The organism is Halorubrum sp. Atlit-8R, from assembly GCF_003666025.1.
GTDB classification, from domain to species: domain Archaea; phylum Halobacteriota; class Halobacteria; order Halobacteriales; family Haloferacaceae; genus Halorubrum; species Halorubrum salinarum.
This window is the reverse complement of the sequence record NZ_QPLV01000001.1, coordinates 720216-738037: the sequence shown is the minus strand read 5'-3', so window position 1 is coordinate 738037 and position 17822 is coordinate 720216. Positions and strand designations below refer to the sequence as shown.

The 17822-nt window shown below is 71.5% G+C and carries 20 protein-coding genes; 3 read left to right on the top strand and 17 right to left on the bottom strand.

From position 1 onward, the window contains the following. Positions 1–2: 2 nt before the first annotated feature. From DVK05_RS03560 to DVK05_RS03540, 5 genes are all read right to left on the bottom strand, one after another. Positions 3–716 (bottom strand): diphthine--ammonia ligase, encoded by a 714-nt coding sequence (locus tag DVK05_RS03560; protein WP_121562028.1) that lies wholly within the window; start codon positions 714–716, stop codon positions 3–5. A 91-nt stretch (positions 717–807) separates the two neighbouring features. Further along, positions 808–1377 (bottom strand): hypothetical protein, encoded by a 570-nt coding sequence (locus DVK05_RS03555; RefSeq protein WP_121562027.1) that lies wholly within the window; start codon positions 1375–1377, stop codon positions 808–810. A gap of 198 nt (positions 1378–1575) precedes the next feature. Then, on the bottom strand, positions 1576–1920 hold the full coding sequence (locus DVK05_RS03550; protein WP_121562026.1) for a glutaredoxin: 345 nt from the start codon (positions 1918–1920) through the stop codon (positions 1576–1578). Between the two features lie 82 nt (positions 1921–2002). Continuing rightward, positions 2003–2635, bottom strand: coding sequence for a transcriptional regulator GfcR (gene gfcR / locus DVK05_RS03545; protein WP_121562025.1), 633 nt, complete (start codon positions 2633–2635; stop codon positions 2003–2005). Beyond that, entirely contained in the window at positions 2622–3692 is a 1071-nt protein-coding gene (locus DVK05_RS03540) for a glucose 1-dehydrogenase (RefSeq protein WP_121562024.1), read from the bottom strand. The genes gfcR and DVK05_RS03540 overlap by 14 nt, the downstream gene beginning before the upstream one ends. 106 nt (positions 3693–3798) lie before the next feature. Here DVK05_RS03540 and DVK05_RS03535 point away from each other — a divergent pair, with 106 nt between their 5' ends. The 3 genes from DVK05_RS03535 to DVK05_RS03525 all read left to right on the top strand — a co-directional run bounded on the left by DVK05_RS03535 (position 3799) and on the right by DVK05_RS03525 (position 5496). Continuing rightward, a complete protein-coding gene (locus DVK05_RS03535) occupies positions 3799–4632 on the top strand; it encodes an NRDE family protein (RefSeq protein WP_121562023.1) in 834 nt (277 codons plus the stop codon). A 104-nt stretch (positions 4633–4736) separates the two neighbouring features. Then, the gene (locus tag DVK05_RS03530; RefSeq protein ID WP_004598213.1) at positions 4737–5090 is read left to right on the top strand and encodes a hypothetical protein; all 354 of its coding nucleotides are present in this window, start codon (positions 4737–4739) and stop codon (positions 5088–5090) included. 49 nt (positions 5091–5139) lie between these two features. Beyond that, a complete protein-coding gene (locus tag DVK05_RS03525; protein ID WP_121562022.1) occupies positions 5140–5496 on the top strand; it encodes a hypothetical protein in 357 nt (118 codons plus the stop codon). Between the two features lie 17 nt (positions 5497–5513). Here the strand turns inward: DVK05_RS03525 and DVK05_RS03520 are convergent, their stop codons facing one another. The 12 genes from DVK05_RS03520 to DVK05_RS03465 form a co-directional block, all read right to left on the bottom strand. Further along, positions 5514–7292 (bottom strand): Na(+)/H(+) antiporter subunit D, encoded by a 1779-nt coding sequence (locus tag DVK05_RS03520; protein ID WP_121562021.1) that lies wholly within the window; start codon positions 7290–7292, stop codon positions 5514–5516. Next, complete coding sequence (locus tag DVK05_RS03515; protein WP_121562020.1) at positions 7289–9454, bottom strand: proton-conducting transporter membrane subunit; 2166 nt, start codon at positions 9452–9454, stop codon at positions 7289–7291. The genes DVK05_RS03520 and DVK05_RS03515 overlap by 4 nt, the downstream gene beginning before the upstream one ends. Then, complete coding sequence (locus tag DVK05_RS03510; protein ID WP_121562019.1) at positions 9451–11079, bottom strand: proton-conducting transporter membrane subunit; 1629 nt, start codon at positions 11077–11079, stop codon at positions 9451–9453. Before DVK05_RS03510 ends, DVK05_RS03515 begins: the two co-directional genes overlap by 4 nt. Beyond that, positions 11072–11584, bottom strand: coding sequence for a cation:proton antiporter subunit C (locus DVK05_RS03505; protein WP_121562018.1), 513 nt, complete (start codon positions 11582–11584; stop codon positions 11072–11074). Before DVK05_RS03505 ends, DVK05_RS03510 begins: the two co-directional genes overlap by 8 nt. Further along, the gene (locus DVK05_RS03500; protein ID WP_121562017.1) at positions 11584–12294 is read right to left on the bottom strand and encodes an MnhB domain-containing protein; all 711 of its coding nucleotides are present in this window, start codon (positions 12292–12294) and stop codon (positions 11584–11586) included. The genes DVK05_RS03505 and DVK05_RS03500 overlap by 1 nt, the downstream gene beginning before the upstream one ends. Then, the gene (locus tag DVK05_RS03495) at positions 12291–12881 is read right to left on the bottom strand and encodes a DUF4040 domain-containing protein (protein WP_121562016.1); all 591 of its coding nucleotides are present in this window, start codon (positions 12879–12881) and stop codon (positions 12291–12293) included. The genes DVK05_RS03500 and DVK05_RS03495 overlap by 4 nt, the downstream gene beginning before the upstream one ends. Next, positions 12878–13210 carry a monovalent cation/H(+) antiporter subunit G gene (gene mnhG, locus DVK05_RS03490; protein ID WP_121562015.1) on the bottom strand — a complete coding sequence of 111 codons (333 nt, stop codon included), beginning with the start codon at positions 13208–13210 and terminating at the stop codon, positions 12878–12880. Before mnhG ends, DVK05_RS03495 begins: the two co-directional genes overlap by 4 nt. Continuing rightward, on the bottom strand, positions 13207–13512 hold the full coding sequence (locus DVK05_RS03485; protein WP_053772262.1) for a cation:proton antiporter: 306 nt from the start codon (positions 13510–13512) through the stop codon (positions 13207–13209). The genes mnhG and DVK05_RS03485 overlap by 4 nt, the downstream gene beginning before the upstream one ends. After that, positions 13509–14762 (bottom strand): monovalent cation/H+ antiporter subunit E, encoded by a 1254-nt coding sequence (locus DVK05_RS03480; RefSeq protein ID WP_121562014.1) that lies wholly within the window; start codon positions 14760–14762, stop codon positions 13509–13511. Before DVK05_RS03480 ends, DVK05_RS03485 begins: the two co-directional genes overlap by 4 nt. A 193-nt stretch (positions 14763–14955) precedes the next feature. Then, positions 14956–16125 (bottom strand): bifunctional phosphopantothenoylcysteine decarboxylase/phosphopantothenate--cysteine ligase CoaBC, encoded by a 1170-nt coding sequence (gene coaBC / locus DVK05_RS03475; RefSeq protein ID WP_121562013.1) that lies wholly within the window; start codon positions 16123–16125, stop codon positions 14956–14958. Positions 16126–16230: 105 nt separating this feature from the next. Beyond that, positions 16231–16413 (bottom strand): hypothetical protein, encoded by a 183-nt coding sequence (locus tag DVK05_RS03470; protein WP_121562012.1) that lies wholly within the window; start codon positions 16411–16413, stop codon positions 16231–16233. A gap of 182 nt (positions 16414–16595) precedes the next feature. Then, a complete protein-coding gene (locus DVK05_RS03465; RefSeq protein ID WP_121562011.1) occupies positions 16596–17750 on the bottom strand; it encodes a DUF63 family protein in 1155 nt (384 codons plus the stop codon). Positions 17751–17822 lie beyond the last annotated feature (72 nt).

Here is a 17822-nt window from a genome sequence, read left to right as displayed (position 1 = left end):
TCTCACTCCAGCCGCGCGTCGCGGATCTCGACGTGGCCCCGGTCGCCCTCCCACACCGCGTCGTAGGTCAGGTCGATGCGGCGGTCCATGTGCGGGCCGTCGACGACGTACGTCTCGAACTCGCCGCCCTCGCCCAGCGGGTGGACCCCGTACTCCTCGCGGAGCGCGAGCAGGTCGTCGAGCGCGTCCGCGTCGAAGCGCCGCCCGAGCCACGACTCGTCGAGGCCGTACGCCGCCACCTGAACGATCCGGATCTCGAAGCCGGCGTCGAACATCGCCTCCGCGAGCTCGACCGGGTCCCGCTGCCACAGCGGCGCGAACAGGTCGATCCCGAGCCGGTCGCACATCGCCCGGATCCGATCCGTCTGGAACTCGCTCTCGACCGCGCCCGCGGTGACGCCCGCGAGGTCGAGGTCGTCATCGGCCGCGAGCTCGCGGAGCGCCGCCTCCATCGGCTCCAGCTCGGCGTCGCCCTGGGCGCCCGCGTCGTCGACGTCGTCCGCGCCGAAGTCGTCGGGCGACACCTCGACGAGGTCGATCCCGACGCTCTCGGCCGCGAGCGCGGCGAGCTCCGTCGCCGGCGTGTGGTACATGTACGAGTCGCCGGCGGGGTGGACGGTCAACAGCCGCGAGACGTCGAGTCCCTCCTCCAGCGCGCGGTACAGCGCCCACGAGGAGTCCTTCCCGCCGGAGAAGAGGCTCACCCAGTCGTTCATGCTCGAGGGAGGGAGTCGCGCGGATAAAGGGTCGGCGGTCGGGCCGTAGCGGGGCCGCGTTTCGCGTGTCGCGCGCGACGGGCGCGCCGCGTCAGTCCGAGATGAACTCGTTGTCGCGCCAGTTGACGCCGCCGTCGCCCTCGCCGGCGCCTTGCGGGCTCTCGACGACCTCGATGCTGGCGGGGCGCGGCTCGCCCTCGACGATCCGCGTCGCCTCCAGGTCGCCGTCCTCCTCGGTGATCGCGGTCAGCGTCCCCTTCTCGGAGAGGGTCGCGATCTTGCGGAGCACGAGGAACATGGGGTACTGGAGCGCGGAGTTCTGGAGGACGGTCTCGCGGTCGCCCTTGAAGCAGGCGAACTCGACGAGCTCGGAGGGGATCTCCTCCTCCTCGTCGTCCATCCACTGCGGGCCGCCGGCGCGGGGCGGCTCCTCCTCCCAGACGCGGGTCTCCGTGACCGACGCCTTCAGCTGCGCCGTGGGGGTGTACTTGCTGATCGACTCGTCGTCGGACAGGGCCTTGATGATGAGTGTGTTGTTTCGACGCGTGATGTCGATGTCGTCGATCTCCTCCGGCAGATCGGGGTCTTCGTCGAAGTACGTCTCTACGTCTTCGAGGGGCAGTTCGAGCGTCGAATGAAGTCGGAACACGCGGCCTGTCATTGTTTGTGGGATGCGGTGGGGTCGAACCGGTGGTCACGGCGGCAGCGGCAACGGCTGCACCTGCCCTATGTAGGCACCGTGGGTTTATATGGACTGCCCTTCGAGATGTGAGGATCGGCGCGGCGAGCGGGCGCGGTCACCGCGACAGGCTCACCGGTATCGCCGCGAGACCGAATCAAACTCCGCGCGGAATCCGGCTCACTCGGCGCCAAGCTCCGCGGCGAGCTCGCCGCGCTCCTCCAGCTCGGCGAGCACGTCGCTCCCGCCGACGAACTCGCCGTCGACGAACGTCTGCGGGATCGTCTCCCAGCCGCTGTGGGACTCGAGCGCCTCGCGGTACTGCGGCAGCGCGGGCAGCACGTCGACGGTCTCGAACTCCTCGACGTGCTGGGAGATCAGTTCGACGGCGCGCTGCGAGTAGCCGCACTGCGGCATCAGGCGGTTCCCCTTCATGAAAAGCACCACGTCGTTGTCGGCGATTGTCGCCTCGACGCGCTCCTCGATCGCTTCCGGGTCGGCGTCCGTTTCGGGGCTGAACGTCATGGCCATCCGTACGCGTCGGCGAGGCAAATGGGTTCCGCACGGGGTGGTCCGCGTACGGGTCGTCCGCGCGCGGATCGCAGGCCTACTCGTCGCGGTCGACGCGGACCACGTCGACGAGCGAGTAGACGGGGACGCCGTCTATCTCGTCGTACCCCATCTTGTCGACCAAGACGACGCACGCGACGGGCTCGCCGCCCTGCTCGCGGATCGCGTCGATCGACTCCCGCATCGTCGTCCCCGAGGTGATGATGTCGTCGACGACGTAGCAGTCGCGGTTCCGGATCGCGGCGAAGTTGCGCGAGAAGCCGCCGCCGTGCTCGTCGATGTCCCCCTCCTCCCACTGGTGTTTCGCGGGGGCGTACGTGCCGAGGTCGGTGTCGAGCCGGTCCGCGACCGCGGTGGCGAGCGGCGCGCCGGCCTTCTCGATGCCGACCGTCAGGTCGACCTCCTCGCCCTGCTTGACGAGGAGGTCCGCCATCGCGCTCGCCGCGTAGCCGAGGCGGGTCGAGTCGCGCCCGAGCGCCGACCAGTCGACGTGGATGTCGGCGGAGGCGGTCGCGTCGGCCGCTTCCGCGCTCTCGGCGCCGCCGCCGCGCTCGACGAGCCAGCTCGCCGTCTCGCGGGAGACGTTCAGCTCGTCAGCGATCTCGCCCTTCGAGAGCCCCCGCTCCGCGAGCTCGGCCGCGCTGTCTATCAGGTCGTCAACGTTCTTCATACGCGGCGAATTCGACCGCCGTTTTAATAGTCGTGTCGTCATCCGCGAACGCGGCCTCGAAGTCGTCGAGCCCGTGGACGCCGGTCACGAGATCGCGCAAGAACTCGTCCGAGAGGCCCGAGAGCGACTCGACGGCGGACTCGAAGTGGCCGTACCCGGAGTTGACGCTGCCGACGAGCGCCTTGTTGTGGAGGACGAACTCCCGGTGAAGCCGCCCGCCGTCGATCTCGAACTCCCAGTCGCCGGGCACGCCGAGCAGCGCGCCGACGCCGTTGGGCGCGAGCGCCTCGATGGTCTCGAACGCGTGCGGGGCGTACCCCGTCGCCTCGAAGACGAGGTCCATGGGCTCGTACGCGCCGGGCACCTCGGGGATCGGCGTCTCGTTGGAGTTCACGTACGTCGCGCCCAGCGACTCGATGATGTCGATCGTCGGGTCCGGGCGCTCGCGCCGCCCGAGACAGTAGATCCGCTCGAACTCCTCGTCGAGGGTCGCGACGGTCAGGAGGCCGAGCGACCCGTTGCCCAGCACGAGCGCCGACTCGGGCTCCCAGCGGAACGTCGACCGGCTGGCGTACGCGTGGTCGATCGCCTTCTCCGCGATCGAGACCGGCTCGACGAGGAACCCCCACTCGGCGAGCGCGGGCGGGATCTCGACTAAGAACTCCGCGGGACTGGTGAAGTACTCGGCCATGAACCCGTGCGCGCCGACGATGCCGCGCTCGTGGTACTCCCCCTTCGGCGCCATGTCCGGCTCGCCGCGCGCGAAGTACTCGTTGGCGCCGTTCGGCGGGCGGCGGACCGTCGGGACGACCACGTCCCCGACCTCGAACGGCGTGTCGTTGGGGTCCTCGACCACGCCGACGGCCTCGTGGCCCAACACGAGGTGGTCCTCGCCCGCGGGCGCCCCGCCGTGCCCGCCGGCGATGACCTCGTGGTCCGTCCCGTCGACGCCGACCCGCAGGGTCCGAACGAGCGCCTCGCCGGGCGCGGGCTCCGGTCGCGGCTTCTCTGTCACGACCGGCTCGTCGGCTCCCTCGTAGACGGCTATCGCGTTCATGTCACGACCCAGGCGGTCAGCCACCAAAAGATTTCTTTTGTTGTGAGTAAACACGTGCTCCGGATTCCCCGGGGGAGTTTTCAGTCGGTCCGGCGTACGGATCGCCGTGTGTACCCTGACTCTCGCGTGGCGGACGTTCGGCGACGCCCCCGTCGCGCTCGCCGCCACTCGCGACGAGGCGCTCGACCGCCCGAGCGAGCCCCCCGCGGTTCGCGGCGCAACGAGCGGTGACGGCGGCCGGGCGGGCGACGGCGGCCGCGGAACGGACGGCGACGCCGGCGGGCGCGTCCGGTACGTCGCTCCGCGCGACGCGGAGGCCGGCGGGACGTGGATCGGCGTCTCCGAGGGCGGCCTCGTCGTCGCGGTCACGAACCGGTGGCTCGACGCCGACCGCGAGGGCGACCGCTCGCGCGGGCTGCTCGTCCGCGACTGCCTGACGGCCCCCTCCGCCGAGGCGGCGGTGCGAGCGGTCGAGCGCGAGCTCGACGAGCGCGACTACGACGGCTTCAACCTCGTCCTCGCGGACGAGCGGGCGGCGTTCCTGCTGGCGTACGACGGCGGCCTGGCCGCGACCAGGCTCGATCCGGGCGTCCACGTCGTCGGCAACGTCGGCGGCGTGGTCAACGGCGCGGAGCGGTTCGCGGTCCCCGAGCGGCGGCGGGCGTTCGGCGAGGAGCGCGCCGACAGCGCGAGACGGATCGCGGCCGCCCTGGTCCCGGAGCCGGGCGAGGCGGGCGCGTCGTGGCTCGACCGCGCGAGCGGCGTCCTCGCCGACCACGAGTACGGCGCCTGCCTCCACGGAGACTCGTTCGGCACGCGGTCGTTCACCCGGATCCGGACCGGCGACGCTCCCGAGATGGCCTACGCCGACGGACCGCCGTGCGAGACGCCCGCGGAACCGGTGTCGCTCCCGGCCGACTTCGCGGTCGGCGACGGCTGACCGGGGAGGACGGGTCCGCAACGCGGTCGATCCGCGAGGGGTCGCCCGCGCGGCACGGACGACCGGAAAGCCAGTTTTAAGCGATTCGGGGGGCGTGAGAGAGTATGAGCGCGTCCGAAATCGAGTCCGACCTGTCGGCGGACGAGCGCGCCGGCCTCGAACTCATCCGCGAGACCGGCGGCATCCACCAGAGCGACTTCTGGAAGGAGCTCGACGTCTCCTCGCGGAAGGGGAGCCGCATCGCCGAGTCCTTAGAGGAGGCGGGGGTCATCCAGCGGGAAGACACCGTCTATGACGGTCACAACACCTACTACTTGGAGCCCGCGCCGCGCGACCTCGACTTCTCGCTGCTGATGGCCGACGACATGCTCTCGCCGTTCATCGGCGAGGAGGAGGTCGACGCGCAGGCCGACGCCTTCTCGCAGTGGATGATGAACCTCGCGTACGAGGAGTACTGAGCGCCGGTCGCTCGCGGCTTTTATCACTGCGCTCTCGGATCGGGCGTCCGTGAACCGAGCCCTCCCGCTCGCGGCCGGCGTCGGCCTCCTCGCCGCCCTCGGCCTCTACCAGCTCGTCCCGTCCCTCCCGACCGCCCTCGGCACCGGGGCCGTCTACGCCGGCGCTGCCTACTTCTACCTCGCGTTCGACGTGTCGCTGCTCGCGGCGACGCCCCGGTTCGAGGACCGGGCTGACAGGGCGGGGTACGCCCTCGGCCTCTTCGGTCTGAGCGTCACCCCCGTCCTGTTCGGCCACTACGCCGACGGCGACGCCGCAGTCTTCGGGTTCGTGATCGTGTTCTTCGGCGCGGTCGCGTTCCTCACGCTCAGCGAACGGGCGCGCCGGCTCGACGACGGGACCGCGTGAGCGGTAGCGATCCCGGCTCAGGCCAGCATGAAGGCGAACAGCGCGACGCCGGCCGCGAGCGTCAGGAACAGCACGCTGCGACCGATGCCGGCCCGGATCTCGGTGTCGATCCCGGCCCGCGCGAGCACCTCTCGCGGGCGGGTCGCGGTCCGCATCGTCGCGCCCGCGAGCGCCATCGTCGCGCGGTCGACGGCGGCCCACAGCTCGGTGACGCCCCACACCGAGCCGCGCCCGAGGTAGAACGCCGCCGGGAACAGCACGCGGTCGACGTCCGGCATCCGGTGGGCGAGCCAGCCCAGCGGGCGCTTCAGCGCGAAGAACCCGACGAACCCGGCGACGAGCAGCGCCGCGCTCTCGGTCAGGTGGCTCCGACTGTACGGCTTGAAGTACACCTCGTCGCTGAGGATGAGGTCGGTGAACGGCATCACCTCGATCAGCTGGGTGTAGAAGACGCCGAAGAAGACGCACGCCCCGGCGGCGAGCACCATGCCGACCGTCTGGAACGCGGTGGCGTCGTCGGGCGTCAGCGTCGCCGAGCCGTGGAAGAACACGTAGTAGCCTAGCTTGATGAACGACATGAACGTCCCCACGCCGCCGAGGACGAGCAGCCACCAGAGCAGCCCGCTGTCAAGCAGGAGGACGTAGTTGTGTACCTCGTGGGCGGAGTCGAGCACCATCCCCTTCGAGATGAAGCCGTTGAACCCCGGCACCGCGGTAATCGAGGCCGCGCCGACGAGGTAGACGACGAAAGTGACGGGCATCACCCGCCAGAGCCCGCCCATCTCGCGGATGTCCTCGACCCCCGTCCGGTACACCACGACGCCGACCGCCATGAACAGGAGGCTCTTGTAGAGGACGTTGTTGAACAGGTGCGCGAAGCCGCCGACGACCGCGAACTCGCCGACCGCCGTGGCGAGGCCGAAGCCGGCGAGCATGTAGCCGAGCTGTGCCTGGATGTGGTACGACAGCAGGCGGCGCGGGTCGTACTGGAGCAGCGCGAAGAACGCGCCGTAGACGGCCATGAACCCGCCGAGGTACGCGAGCCACATGCCGCCCTCGGGGAACGCGCGGTACATCACGTAGGCGGCGGTCTTCGTCGTGAACACCGAGAGGAACACCGACGCCGCGACGTGCGGGCGCGGGTAGGTGTCGGGGAGCCAGCTGTGCAGGAAGATGAACCCGCAGTTGATCCCGATACCGATCGCGGCGAGCACCGTCGCGGCCGGGTCGATCCCGGCCGTCTCCGAGAACAGGAACGTCCCGGCGTTCGCGAAGTGGACGACCACCGCCGCGAGCAGGATCGTCCCGCCGGTCCCGTGGAACAGCGCGTAGCGGTAGCCGGCCCGCACGGCCGCCCCGCCGTGCTGCCAGACGAGCAGCGTCGAGGTGACCGCCGTCAGCTCCCAGAAGAAGACCAGCGTGAGCCAGTCGCCGGCGTAGATGGTCCCGAGGGTGGTGGCGACGTACAGCAGCGCGAACGCGGACAGCCACGTCGGCGCCTCGCTGCCGTAGGCGTACAGCACCGCGGCGGTCGCGAGGAAGCCGACGACCACGCCCATCAGCAGCGAGAACTGGTCGACGTTGAAGAACACGACCTCGAAGCCGAGGAACTGCGTCGCGAGGTGCGCGCCGGTGCCGCCGTCACCCAGCAGCACCGCCTGGACGAAGGTGAACGCCGTCGCCAGCGCCGCGACCGCGTGCCCCGCCCGCCGCGGCAGCGCCAGCACCGCGAGCGCCGCGAACGCGACGAGGACGTACGGCGGAATCGAGGTCAGGAGGCCGACGGGCGCGGTCACGGGCGGACCACCCCCTCGGGGAGCCGCGCGTCGACGATGAGCTCGATCAGCTCCAGGAAGCCCATCTCGTAGGGGATCACGCCGAGCAGCACCGCGAGCGTCATCGCGGCGAGGATCGGCCCGAGCGTGAACCAAGTCGACTCGCGTCCGCGGAGCGCGTCGAGGCCGGCAATGTGCTCCCAGCCGCCCGGCGGCGGCCCGCCGTGATGGCCGTCGTCGTGCGTGTCGGCGTCGTGCCCGCCGTGCGGCTCGTCGTCGTGGTCGCCGTGCGGGTCGTCGGGACCGCGATCCGCGTCACCGGCGTCCGCGCCGCCGGTGTCCTCGGGGACGCTCGCCTCACCGCGGCCGGGACCGAACGGCACGTCGGCGTCGGACGGCCGCTGGTCGACCGCGTAGTCGCCGGTGTCGACGCGCTCGGCCGGCTCCGAGAAGTCGCGCTCGGTCGCCGCGAAGTCCGGCCGGACGACCCCCTCCTCGTCGGTCGGGAGGTCGTCGAGGTCGGCGTCGGGGACCTCGGACTCGTCGACGCCGTCGGGCTCGGAGGAAGGCCCGTCCGAGTCGTCCGCCTCCGCGACGATGTCGTCGACATCGCCGGCGGGCTCCGCGTCGTCGTCCTCCTCGTTCGCCCCGTCGCTTCCCTCGTCCGCGTCGTCACCCGCGCGGCCGCCGTCCGTCGCCGCGTTGTCCTCGCCGCGGCCGCCGTCCGTCGCCGCGACGATCGACCGCGACTCGCCGCCGAGCGGGAAGTCCACGAGGGGCTTCGCGTCGTGGGCGTCCTCCGCCTCGAAGAAGGCGGTGTAGATCACGGGCCAGAAGTACGCGATGTTGAGCACGCCGGAGAGCAGCAGCGCGCCGGCGAGGTAGTACGCGACCGGGGTGAAGTTCATCCCCATCCGCACCCCGCCGATGAGCATGTAGTACTTGCTGACGAAGCCGGCGAGCAGCGGGATCCCCGCCATCCCGAGCGAGGCCACCGTGAACGCCCCCATCGTCAGGGGCATCCGCTTGCCGATCCCCGCCATCTGCGAGATGTAGTCTGTGTGCGTCGACACGTGGATGTTGCCCGCACAGAAGAACAGGGTGAGCTTCATGAACGCGTGCGCCGGGATGTGGAGGAGCGCGCCCACGAGCCCGTACCACCCGAAGAGGCCGAGCCCGAGGATGATGTAGCTCAGCTGGCTGATAGTCGAGTAGGCGAGCCGGCGCTTCAGGTGGTCCTTTCGGAGGGCGATGAGCGAGGCCGCCGTGAGCGTGATCGCGCCGATAGTCGAGAGCACGAGCCCGGCCGTGAAGCCGAGCGGCAGCGACAGGTCGAAGACGAGCTCCGGGCCGAACACGTCGAGGACGACGCGCGAGACGCCGAACGCGCCGGACTTGACGACGGCGACCGCGTGGAGGAGCCCGGAGACGGGCGTCGGCGCCACCATCGCCTCGGGGAGCCACTGGTGGAGCGGCATGATCCCGGCCTTCACGCCGAACCCGATCGCGAGCAGGAAGAAGGCGAGCATCGCCAGCCCGGGGTCGGCGTTCGCGAGCTCCGCGATGCCGCCCGCGGTGAAGTCGACGCTGCCCGCGAGCAGGTAGACGAGCGCGGTGCCGGCGAGGACGAGCACGCCGCCGCCGAACATTGTGTACGCGAGGTACTTGCGGCCGGCCGAGCGCGCCTCGGCCGTCTCGTCGTGCGCGACGAGCGGGTACGTCGCGATCGACAGCAGCTCGTAGAAGACGAATATCGTCACGAGGTTGCCCGCGAACGCGATGCCCATCGTCGCGGCGAGCGACACCGCGAACGCCGCGAAGTACCGGGTCTGGTTCGGCTCGTCGAGCCCGCGCATGTAGCCGATGCTGTAGAAGGAGGTGATTATCCACAGCCCGCTGGCGAGGAACGCGAACAGCATGCCGAGCGCGTCCGCGCGGAGGGCGAACTCGATCGGCGCGCCGACGCCGGGCAGGAACGCGCCGGCCGACCACTCGAAGGTCCGACCGTCGAGGACCGCCGGCAGCATCGACGCGACGATGCCGAACTTCGCGAGCGACGCGACGAGCGTCCAGCCCTCGCGGACGTTCGGCGAGCGGTGCGACGCGACGATGAGGAACGCCGCGACGAACGAGACGAGAACCGCCAGCAGGGGTCGTGGGTCTGAGAGTACAACGTCAGTCATGCGAACACCTCCGTGATGAACGGGCCGAACCACTCCGCGAGCGAGAAGCCGCCGAAGCCGAGGCCGACCGCCGCCACCACCGCCAGCGCGAGCGCGAGCAGCGGCGCCGTCGGCACCCGATCGGGGACGAGCGACGACCGCGGCGCGCCCTCGACGGGCGCCGGGAGGCCGTCGGCGGTCTTCGCGACGGCCTCCTCGCCGCCGTCGGTCGCGGCGGAGTCGCCCGCGCGGCCACCGTCGGCGGCCGCGCCGTCACCGGGCACCTCGCCGTGGTCGCCCGGGAGGCCGGCGCCGGCGAAGTAGAACCGTTCGAGCAGCCGCGCGACGTACGACAGCGTGAACAGCGTGCTGACGAATATCGCCGCCGCGACCGCGATCCCGACCGCGCCGCCGCCGGCGAGGCCGGCGTCGACCGCGCCCACGCCGATGTACCACTTGCCGAGGAAGCCGATCGACGGCGGGATGCCGACCAAGGCGAGCCCGAGGACCGCGAGCGCGCCCGACGTGTACGGGGCGGCGCGGGCGGCGCTCGCGAGGTCCTCGATCCGCCGGGTGCCGTAGCCGAGCGCGAGCAGCCCGATCCCGAGGAACAGGCCGAACTTCAGGATTGCGTGGCCGATCAGGTGGACGATCCCGCCGAGCAGCGCCGTCTCGTTCGCGAGCGCGACCGCTGCGCCGATCATGCCAAACTGCGCGACCGAGGAGTACGCGAACATCCGCTTGAGGTTCGACTGCATCGCGGCGAGCGCGGAGCCCGCGACGATCGAGACCGTCGAGACGACGAGCAGCGCGGTCGCGATCCCCCGGTTGGCCGCGAGGAAGTCGACCGTGAATACGGTGTAGGTCACGCGGATGAGCGCGTACGCGCTCGTCGTCGAGACCAGCGCGGCGACGATCGTCGTGACCGAGTCCGGCGCCCGCTGGTAGGCGTCCGGCTGCCAGGAGTGGACCGGGAAGATGGCGATCTTCAGCGCCAGCCCCGTGACGATGAACGCGTAGCTCGCGCGGACCAGCGGGTCGCCGTAGCCGGCCTGCGCGACGATCTGCGCCTGGACGTCGAGCATGTTGAGCGTCCCCGTCGCGAGGAAGACGTAGCCGACGCCGAGCAGGTACAGCGAGGCGCCGACGGTGCCGACGACGAGGTACTTCAGCGAGGCGTACGCGCTCGCCCCGGTGCGGTCGGAGGCGATGAGCGCGTACGTCGTCAGCCCGGTGATCTCCAGGAACACGAACAGGTTGAACAGGTCCCCGGTGAGCGTCATCCCGGCGAGCCCCCCGACCAGCAGGAGGTAGGCGCTGTAGAAGGGGTTCCCGTGGGGACCGGCGGCCCGCGCGAACGCGAGCGTCGCGACCGAGACCGCGGCCACGAGCAGCAGCACCGCCACCGACAGCCGGTCGGCGACGAGCTCGATCCCGACCGGCGGGAGGAAGCCGCCGAGCGCGTGGTCGAACGGGCCGTTAAGGACCACTTCCGCGGCGATCGCGGCCGCGATCCCGGCCACGGCGGTCGTCCCGACCGCGGCGATCGGCCAGCCGACGCGGTCGTACCGCAGGCCGAGCGCCAGCGGCAGCGTCGCCGCGACGATGGGGACGACGATCGCGAGCGGCAGGAGGACGTCAGTCATCCGCCTCACCCCCCGCGTCGGACGCGCTCGGTGACCCGTCGGTACCGGCGTTCCCCGCCGACCGCCGCGACGGGATCGACCCCTCGTCGCGGAGCAGTTCGCGGAGCGTGTCGGTCCGCAGCGTCCCGTACTCGTCGTAGATCCGGATACACAGCGCGAGCCCGACGGCGGTGAGGCTCACGCCCACGACGATGGCGGTGAGCACGAGGACGTGCGGGAGCGGGCTGACGTAGAGGCCGCCCTCCGGTCCGCCGGTCGGGACGATCGGGATCGACCCGCCGTCGACGTACGCCGAGGCGATGAACAGCAGGAATATCGCCGTCTGGAACAGGTTGAGACCGATGATCTTCTTCACGAGGTTCGGGTTCGCGATCATCATGTAGAGTCCGATACACAGCAGCACCGCGAACGCGACGTACGCGTGTCTCGTCGCGAGCACGTCGACCGCGCCGGTGGCCGAGGCGAGCGTCGAGGCGGCCGCGCCGGCGCCGAGCAGGGCGGACACTACCGCTCACCCCCGTCGGTCGCGGCCGGGCCCGGAGCGCTCGGGTCCGACCCCCCGTCGTCTGTCGGGGCGGTCGAGCCGGCGCTCGCGCCCTCCGCGTCGGGCGACGCCTCGGCCGCCGCGTCGCCGCCGACCTCGTCGTCGAAGGCGTCCGCGTCGGCGAACCCGCCGGCGTCGCTGAACCCCTTCGCGAGGACGAAGAACAGGCCCATGAGGACGCCGGCGACGATGGTGCCGATCCCGAGGATCTCGACGCCCTCCATCCCGTACTTGACCGGGTCCGGGATCGGGAGCAGCTCGTACTGGAGGAACGCGCCGCCGAGCGCGACCGGGACCAGCCCGATGCCGGCGAACACGAGCGCGCCGCCGACCGCGAGCGCGACGACGACGGTGTTCGCGAGCCACTGCCGGGTGGCCTCGATGCCGAACGCGAACGCGATCATGAACACGACGGCGGCCACGATGGCGCCGCCCTGGAACCCGCCGCCGGGCGATCCGGCGCCGTGGAAGGTGACGAACAGGCCGTAGGTGAACGCGAACGGCGCGACGATCTTCACCGTCGGCATGATCACCTGGCTCTCCGTGTACGGGGTTCCCTGCCGGCTGTCCGAGTCGAGGCGGCCGTCCTCGCGGGGCGGGCGGTCGCGACCGAACCCGCCGGCGGAAGGGGTCTCGGCGTCCCCGCCGGGGCCGGCGTCTGTGCCGCTCATGCGAACACCTCCCGGTGGAGGACGATGAGGGCGGCGATCCCGGCCGCGAACACGACGACAGCCTCGCCGAACGTGTCGAAGCCGCGGAACGCCGCCAGCACGGCCATCACCGTGTTCTCGACGTGCGTCTCCGCGTACGTCTCCGCGATGTACCACTGGGTCACGTCCGGGTTCGACCAGATCGGCGCGTCCGCGGACCCGACCGCCGGGATGTCGGCCATCGTGAGCATCAGGCCGGCGAACAGCAGGCCGGCCGCGCCGGCCGCGGGCAGGTTCACCGACTCGAAGGCCGCCTCGTGGTCGATGCGGGTCGTCTTCGCGAGCGTGAGCAGCAGCAGCACGGTCGTGACGCCGGCGGAGATGGCGGCCTCCGTCATCGCCACGTCGGGCGCGCGGTAGAACGTGTACAGCGCGGCCATCCCGAGGCTGTACGCGCCGAAGATGATCACCGCCGCGAGCACGTCGCGCGCCAGCGCGGTGAACAGCGCGGTCAACACGACGAAGGCGAACAGGCTCGCCTCGACGGCGGTGATCTGCGCGACGACCGGCGCGCCGAGAGGACCGGCCGCCGCGAGCGCCCCCGTCATCGGCGGTCGTCCCCCTCGATCCACGGCACGATTCCCTCCTCGAAGGCGGCCCGGGCGATGGCGTGGGCCGCGGTCGGGTTCGTCACGAAGATGAAGAACAGCAGGAGCACCGACTTGAAGCCGGCCCCCGCCAGCCCGACGGTGAGCGCGACGGCCGCGAGCCCGAAGCCCGCGCCCAGCGTGTCGGCCTGCGAGGCGGTGTGCGCCCGCGAGTAGACGTCCGGCAGCCGGAGCACGCCCACCATCGAGACGAACGAGAAGAACAGCCCGAGCAGTGTGAGGGCCACGACCAGCCAGACGCGGGCCGTCTCCAGCGTCGCGGCGGTCACAGCACACCACCCCGCTCGACGGTGAACTTCGAGATGGCGATGGCCATCAGGAAGTTGAGCAGCGCGTACACTAAGGCGATGTCGAGGAACGTCGGCTCGCCGAGCGCCGCGCCGAGGATGGCGAGGATGACGACGGTGTTCGTCCCGAGGACGTTCACCGCCAGCACCCGGTCTTGCATCGTCGGCCCGACGACCGCGCGGTAGAGCATCCCGACCGCGAGGACGGCGAAGCCGGCGGCCGCGACGAGCAGGAAGTCGCCGAGCGTGTAGCCGGCCGCGAGCGGCGCGTCGACGAGGCTCATCGGTCGGTCACCTCGTCGGCGTCGCTCGCGTCGGGCGTCGGCTCGCCCTCGCCGCTCGCGTCGGTCGCCTCGACCGCGCCGCCGTCCGCGGCGGCGATCGGGAGCTCCTCGGTCGCCTCGTCGCCCTGGAGGATCGCCACGTCGTCGCGCTCGCGCGGGGTCGGCAGCCGCGCCGACCGGCGCCCGTAGTAGACGAACCGGGTCCACCGTTCGAGGGAGCCGTCGAACAGCCCCTCGCGGGCCCATGGGAGCAGCGAGTGGACGTAGAGGTCGCTGTCGCGGGCGCGGACCGTCAGCGTCCCGGGCGTCAGCGTGATCGAGTTCGCGAGCGTCATCAGCGGGAGCCCGCTCCCGACGATCACCCGCATCCGGTTGAGCGTCGGGTCGATCGGGAGCCGGGGGTCGAGGATGACCCGGGCAACGACGAGGTTCGCCTTCACGATCTCCAAAAGCAGCACGGGGACGTAGATCACCCCGCGGACGATCCGCATCGGCGTCCGGGGGATCGCCGGGTTCGAGTCGAGGCTCACCCGCGAGAGGGTGATCGAGACGACCGCGGCGGTGGCGACGCCCGTCACCAGGTCGAACCAGTAGGTCGGGTCCCCGAGGAGGAGGTAAAACGCCAGTGACAGGCCGAACAGCGCCACGAACCGCCCGGTTGTGGCCTCGGTCCGGAACCGCTCGCGGCGCGTCGGCCGGTCGACCGGCGCGGTCTCGACCGACAGCGGGGTGTTCGAGAGCGCGAACTCCAGCGGCTGGAGCAGCGTCGTGTTCCCGACCGGGGTGTACTCGGGGTCCAGGACGACGCGGTCGGCCCCGTTGGCCTCGGCGTACTCCGCGAGGACGCGGACGTAGTCGTCGGCGCCGAACAGGTAGTCGTCGGCGCCGAGCACCGCCGAGACGACTTCGACCTCCGAGGCGGCCTCCGCCTCCGAGTCGTCGAGGTCGGCGGTCGCCCACGACGTGACCCGTTCGAGCACGCGCTCGGCCGCGGCGGCGCGCTCGTCGCTCTCCGGGTCGCCGTTCCGCCACGAGGCGATCTCGACGAAGTGGATCGCCGAGGCGCCGTCGGCCGCGGCCGCCTCCGCGACGTGAGCGACCGTCGAGCGGAGCGTGGAGCTCGGCTCGACCGGAACGATGACCGCGCCGGCCGACGCCGACTCCGCCGCCGCGTCCGCCGCCGTGGCCGCGGCGTCCGCCGGCGCGTCGCCGTCGGTGACCTGGCCGGTCGGAGGGCCGCCGTCAGCCACCCACCACACCTCCCACGGAGCCGTGCGTGACCGTCTCGTTACACATGGGTTACTCTATCCGTGTGGTTACCCTACCGCCCCAAAACAGTTTGTATCCGCGGGGACCCTGCCGGAGGCGGGCGATACGGTCCGCACGGCCCGCGGCCCGCGCGAGGGCGTCGCGAGCGAAGCGAGCGACCGGGTCGGCCGCCGCTCACGCCGACGCGTCGAGCGTCGCCGCGAGCCGGTCGGCGATGCGCCCGGCGACCGCGTCCTTCGACCCGGTCGCCTCCGCGGGCTCGGTCCCCGCCTCGCCGACGAGCAGGACGCGCGTCTCGTCGTCGCCCATCACGCTCGCGTCGTTCGCGACGACAAACGCCAGCCCGACGCGGTCGCGGATGCGCTCGGCCTCCGCGACCATCGCCGCGTCGTCGCCCGACGTCTCGGCCTTGAACCCGACGATGGGGAGGTCCGGGTACGCCTCGCGCACCGAGTCGATGAGCTTCGGCGTGGGCTCTAGGTCCAGCGACAGCGGCGACCCGGACCGGATCTTCTCGCCGACCGCGTCGGCGGTGAAATCGGAGATGGCGGCCGCGGAGACCAGCGCGTCCGCGGTCGCCGCCGTCCGCCGGCAGGCGGCCATCATCTCGTCCGCGGTCTCGACCGCGACCACGTCGGCGTAGGGGACCTCGGGCCCGTCCTGGACGAGCGTCACCCTGGCGCCGCGGACGTAGCACGCCCTCGCGACCGCCCGACCGGTCTTCCCCGACGCGCGGTTCGTCAGGATGCGGATCGGGTCGATCCGCTCCTTCGTCGCACCGGCGGTGACGACGACGTGCGTCCCGGCGAGCGACTGCGGCGTCGTCGCCCGCGCGACCTCGGTGACGATGTCGTCCTCGGCCGCGATCTTCGCCTTCCCCTCCTCGACCCGCGGGTCGGCGAAGCGGACCCCCCACGACTCCAGGCGGTCCAAGGCGTCCAACACCCCGGGGTGGTCGTACATCGGCTCGTGCATCGCGGGCGCCATCACGACCGGCACGTCGGCGCCCAGGGCGGTCGTCGCGCACGTCGTCACGGGCGTGTCGTCGACCGCGGCCGCGACCTTCCCCGCGGTGTTGGCGGTCGCGGGCGCGAGCAGCAGCACGTCGGCCCACCCCTCGCGGCCGCACAGCTCGACGTGTTCCACGTCGCCGGTGATCTCGGTGACGACCGGCTCGTCGGTGGCGAAGTCGACCGCCCACGGGTGGACGATGTCCGTCGCCGCCGGGGACATGACGGCGCGGACGCTCGCGCCCTGTCGGCGCAGTTCGTGCGCGAGTTCGACGACCTTCACCGCCGCGATGCTCCCCGAGACGCCGAGCGCGACGTTGACCCCGTCCAGCATTACCGAGTCCGTTCCGCCCCCGACGGCTTATATGATGCCGTTGCGGATCGGGGGCGGAACCCGGACGGGACGCTCCCGGCGAGCAGTTCCGAACGCGGATCGCGTCTACCGCTCGGTGAGTTCCAAGGCGGCCGCGGCGAGCAGGATCGCCGCACCGAAGACAGCGGCGGCCAGCGAGACTGCTCGCTGATATCCGACGGCGAACGCCCCCGCGGCGAACACGATCGCCCAGAAGCCGATCTGGATGGCGTACACGCGAGCCGAGTGACCGCCGATTTCGGAGGGCACGGGCGGTACTGCCGTCGGAAGGGGTGAAAATCTTCGGTTCACCGAGACGGCGCTCGGGGCACCTACGGTCGACGCTATCGTGCGATACGGACGCTGCGCCTCGGCCTGCCCCAGTCAACGAACCGGGCGAGTGAGAACCGCGACGACCCGCGAGAGCGACGCGCGGCCACGGCGGTCGGTCCTCAGACCCCGAACGTCGCGCGCAGCATGTCCCGCGTGCCGGGGCCGAGCCCCACGGCCAGCACAGTGATGAGCAGCAGCAGCGTGTAGCGCGGCGACTCCTCGTACATCTCGCCGTTGAACACCCAGACGACGAACGTCGCGGCCGCGAGCTTCACCAGCAGGAACGGCCACGCGTCGCCGGTGACGGAGACGATCGACTCCGGCAGCAGCCGCCCGGTCCAGTCGACGATCAGCGCGTTGACGACGTGCTTCGGGACGAGGTTCGCGGTGCCAGTCAGCGCGGGCATCCAGTTGAGCCCGATCACGTTCGCGACGCCGTCGATCGCGTGTCCCCAGATGATCACGATCCCCGCGGCGCCGGTGCCCTGGCGGATCGTCGCGATCCGACGGGTCGCCAGCGCCCACGTGACCGCGGTCGCGGCGGTCGCGATGACGAGCGTGGGGACGAGCACCTGCGGGTAGAAGGTGACGTAGCCGGTCGTGGCCGCCAGGTACGCGAGGTAGCCGACCGCGAGCGCGAGCCCCGCGGTCCCCAGCGCGAACAGCGGCCGCGCGTAGTCGTCGACGACGCCCCGGCGTTCGAGGCCGTACGCCGTCAGCACGCACGCGAGCGTGAACAGGAACACCGTGAAGTAGATGAACGGGCTGATCAGCACCGCGCTCGCCGGGAACGCGATCAGCGGGTCGACGCCGGCGGCGGTCGCGGCGACGCCCGCGTCCTCGACCGTCCGCATCGCCCCGCCGAACAGCATGAACGGGAACAGCGCGTAGAAGAAGCGGAGCTCCGTCGCGATGTCGAGCCGGCGGAGGAGGAAGACGACGCCGATCAGCATCGCCAGCAGGATCACCACGTAGCTCACCGTCGAGAAGGTCGTGTACCCCGGCGCCGCGACGACCTCGCCGGCGCTCCGCGCCGCCTCGCACGCCGCGCTGCTGTCGAGCAGTTCCGTGCCGCCGGCGTCGCGGACCGCGCACTGCGCGCCCTCGCCGTCCGCGACCACCGGCCCCCAGAAGTAGCGCCAGAGGAACCGGTCGTAGACGACGCGGGGGAAGACGACGGATCCGACCGCCAACAGCGCCGTGACGCCGCCGACGACCGCCGCCCACGCGCGCTCCGGCGACGGGTCGAACCCGTCCGCGAGGCCTGTGCTCATGGTCACCGTTCAGGGAGGTCCCGAGTTGAGGGTTCCGGTCGCGCGCGACGCGGTCGAGCGGTCGCGCCGCGG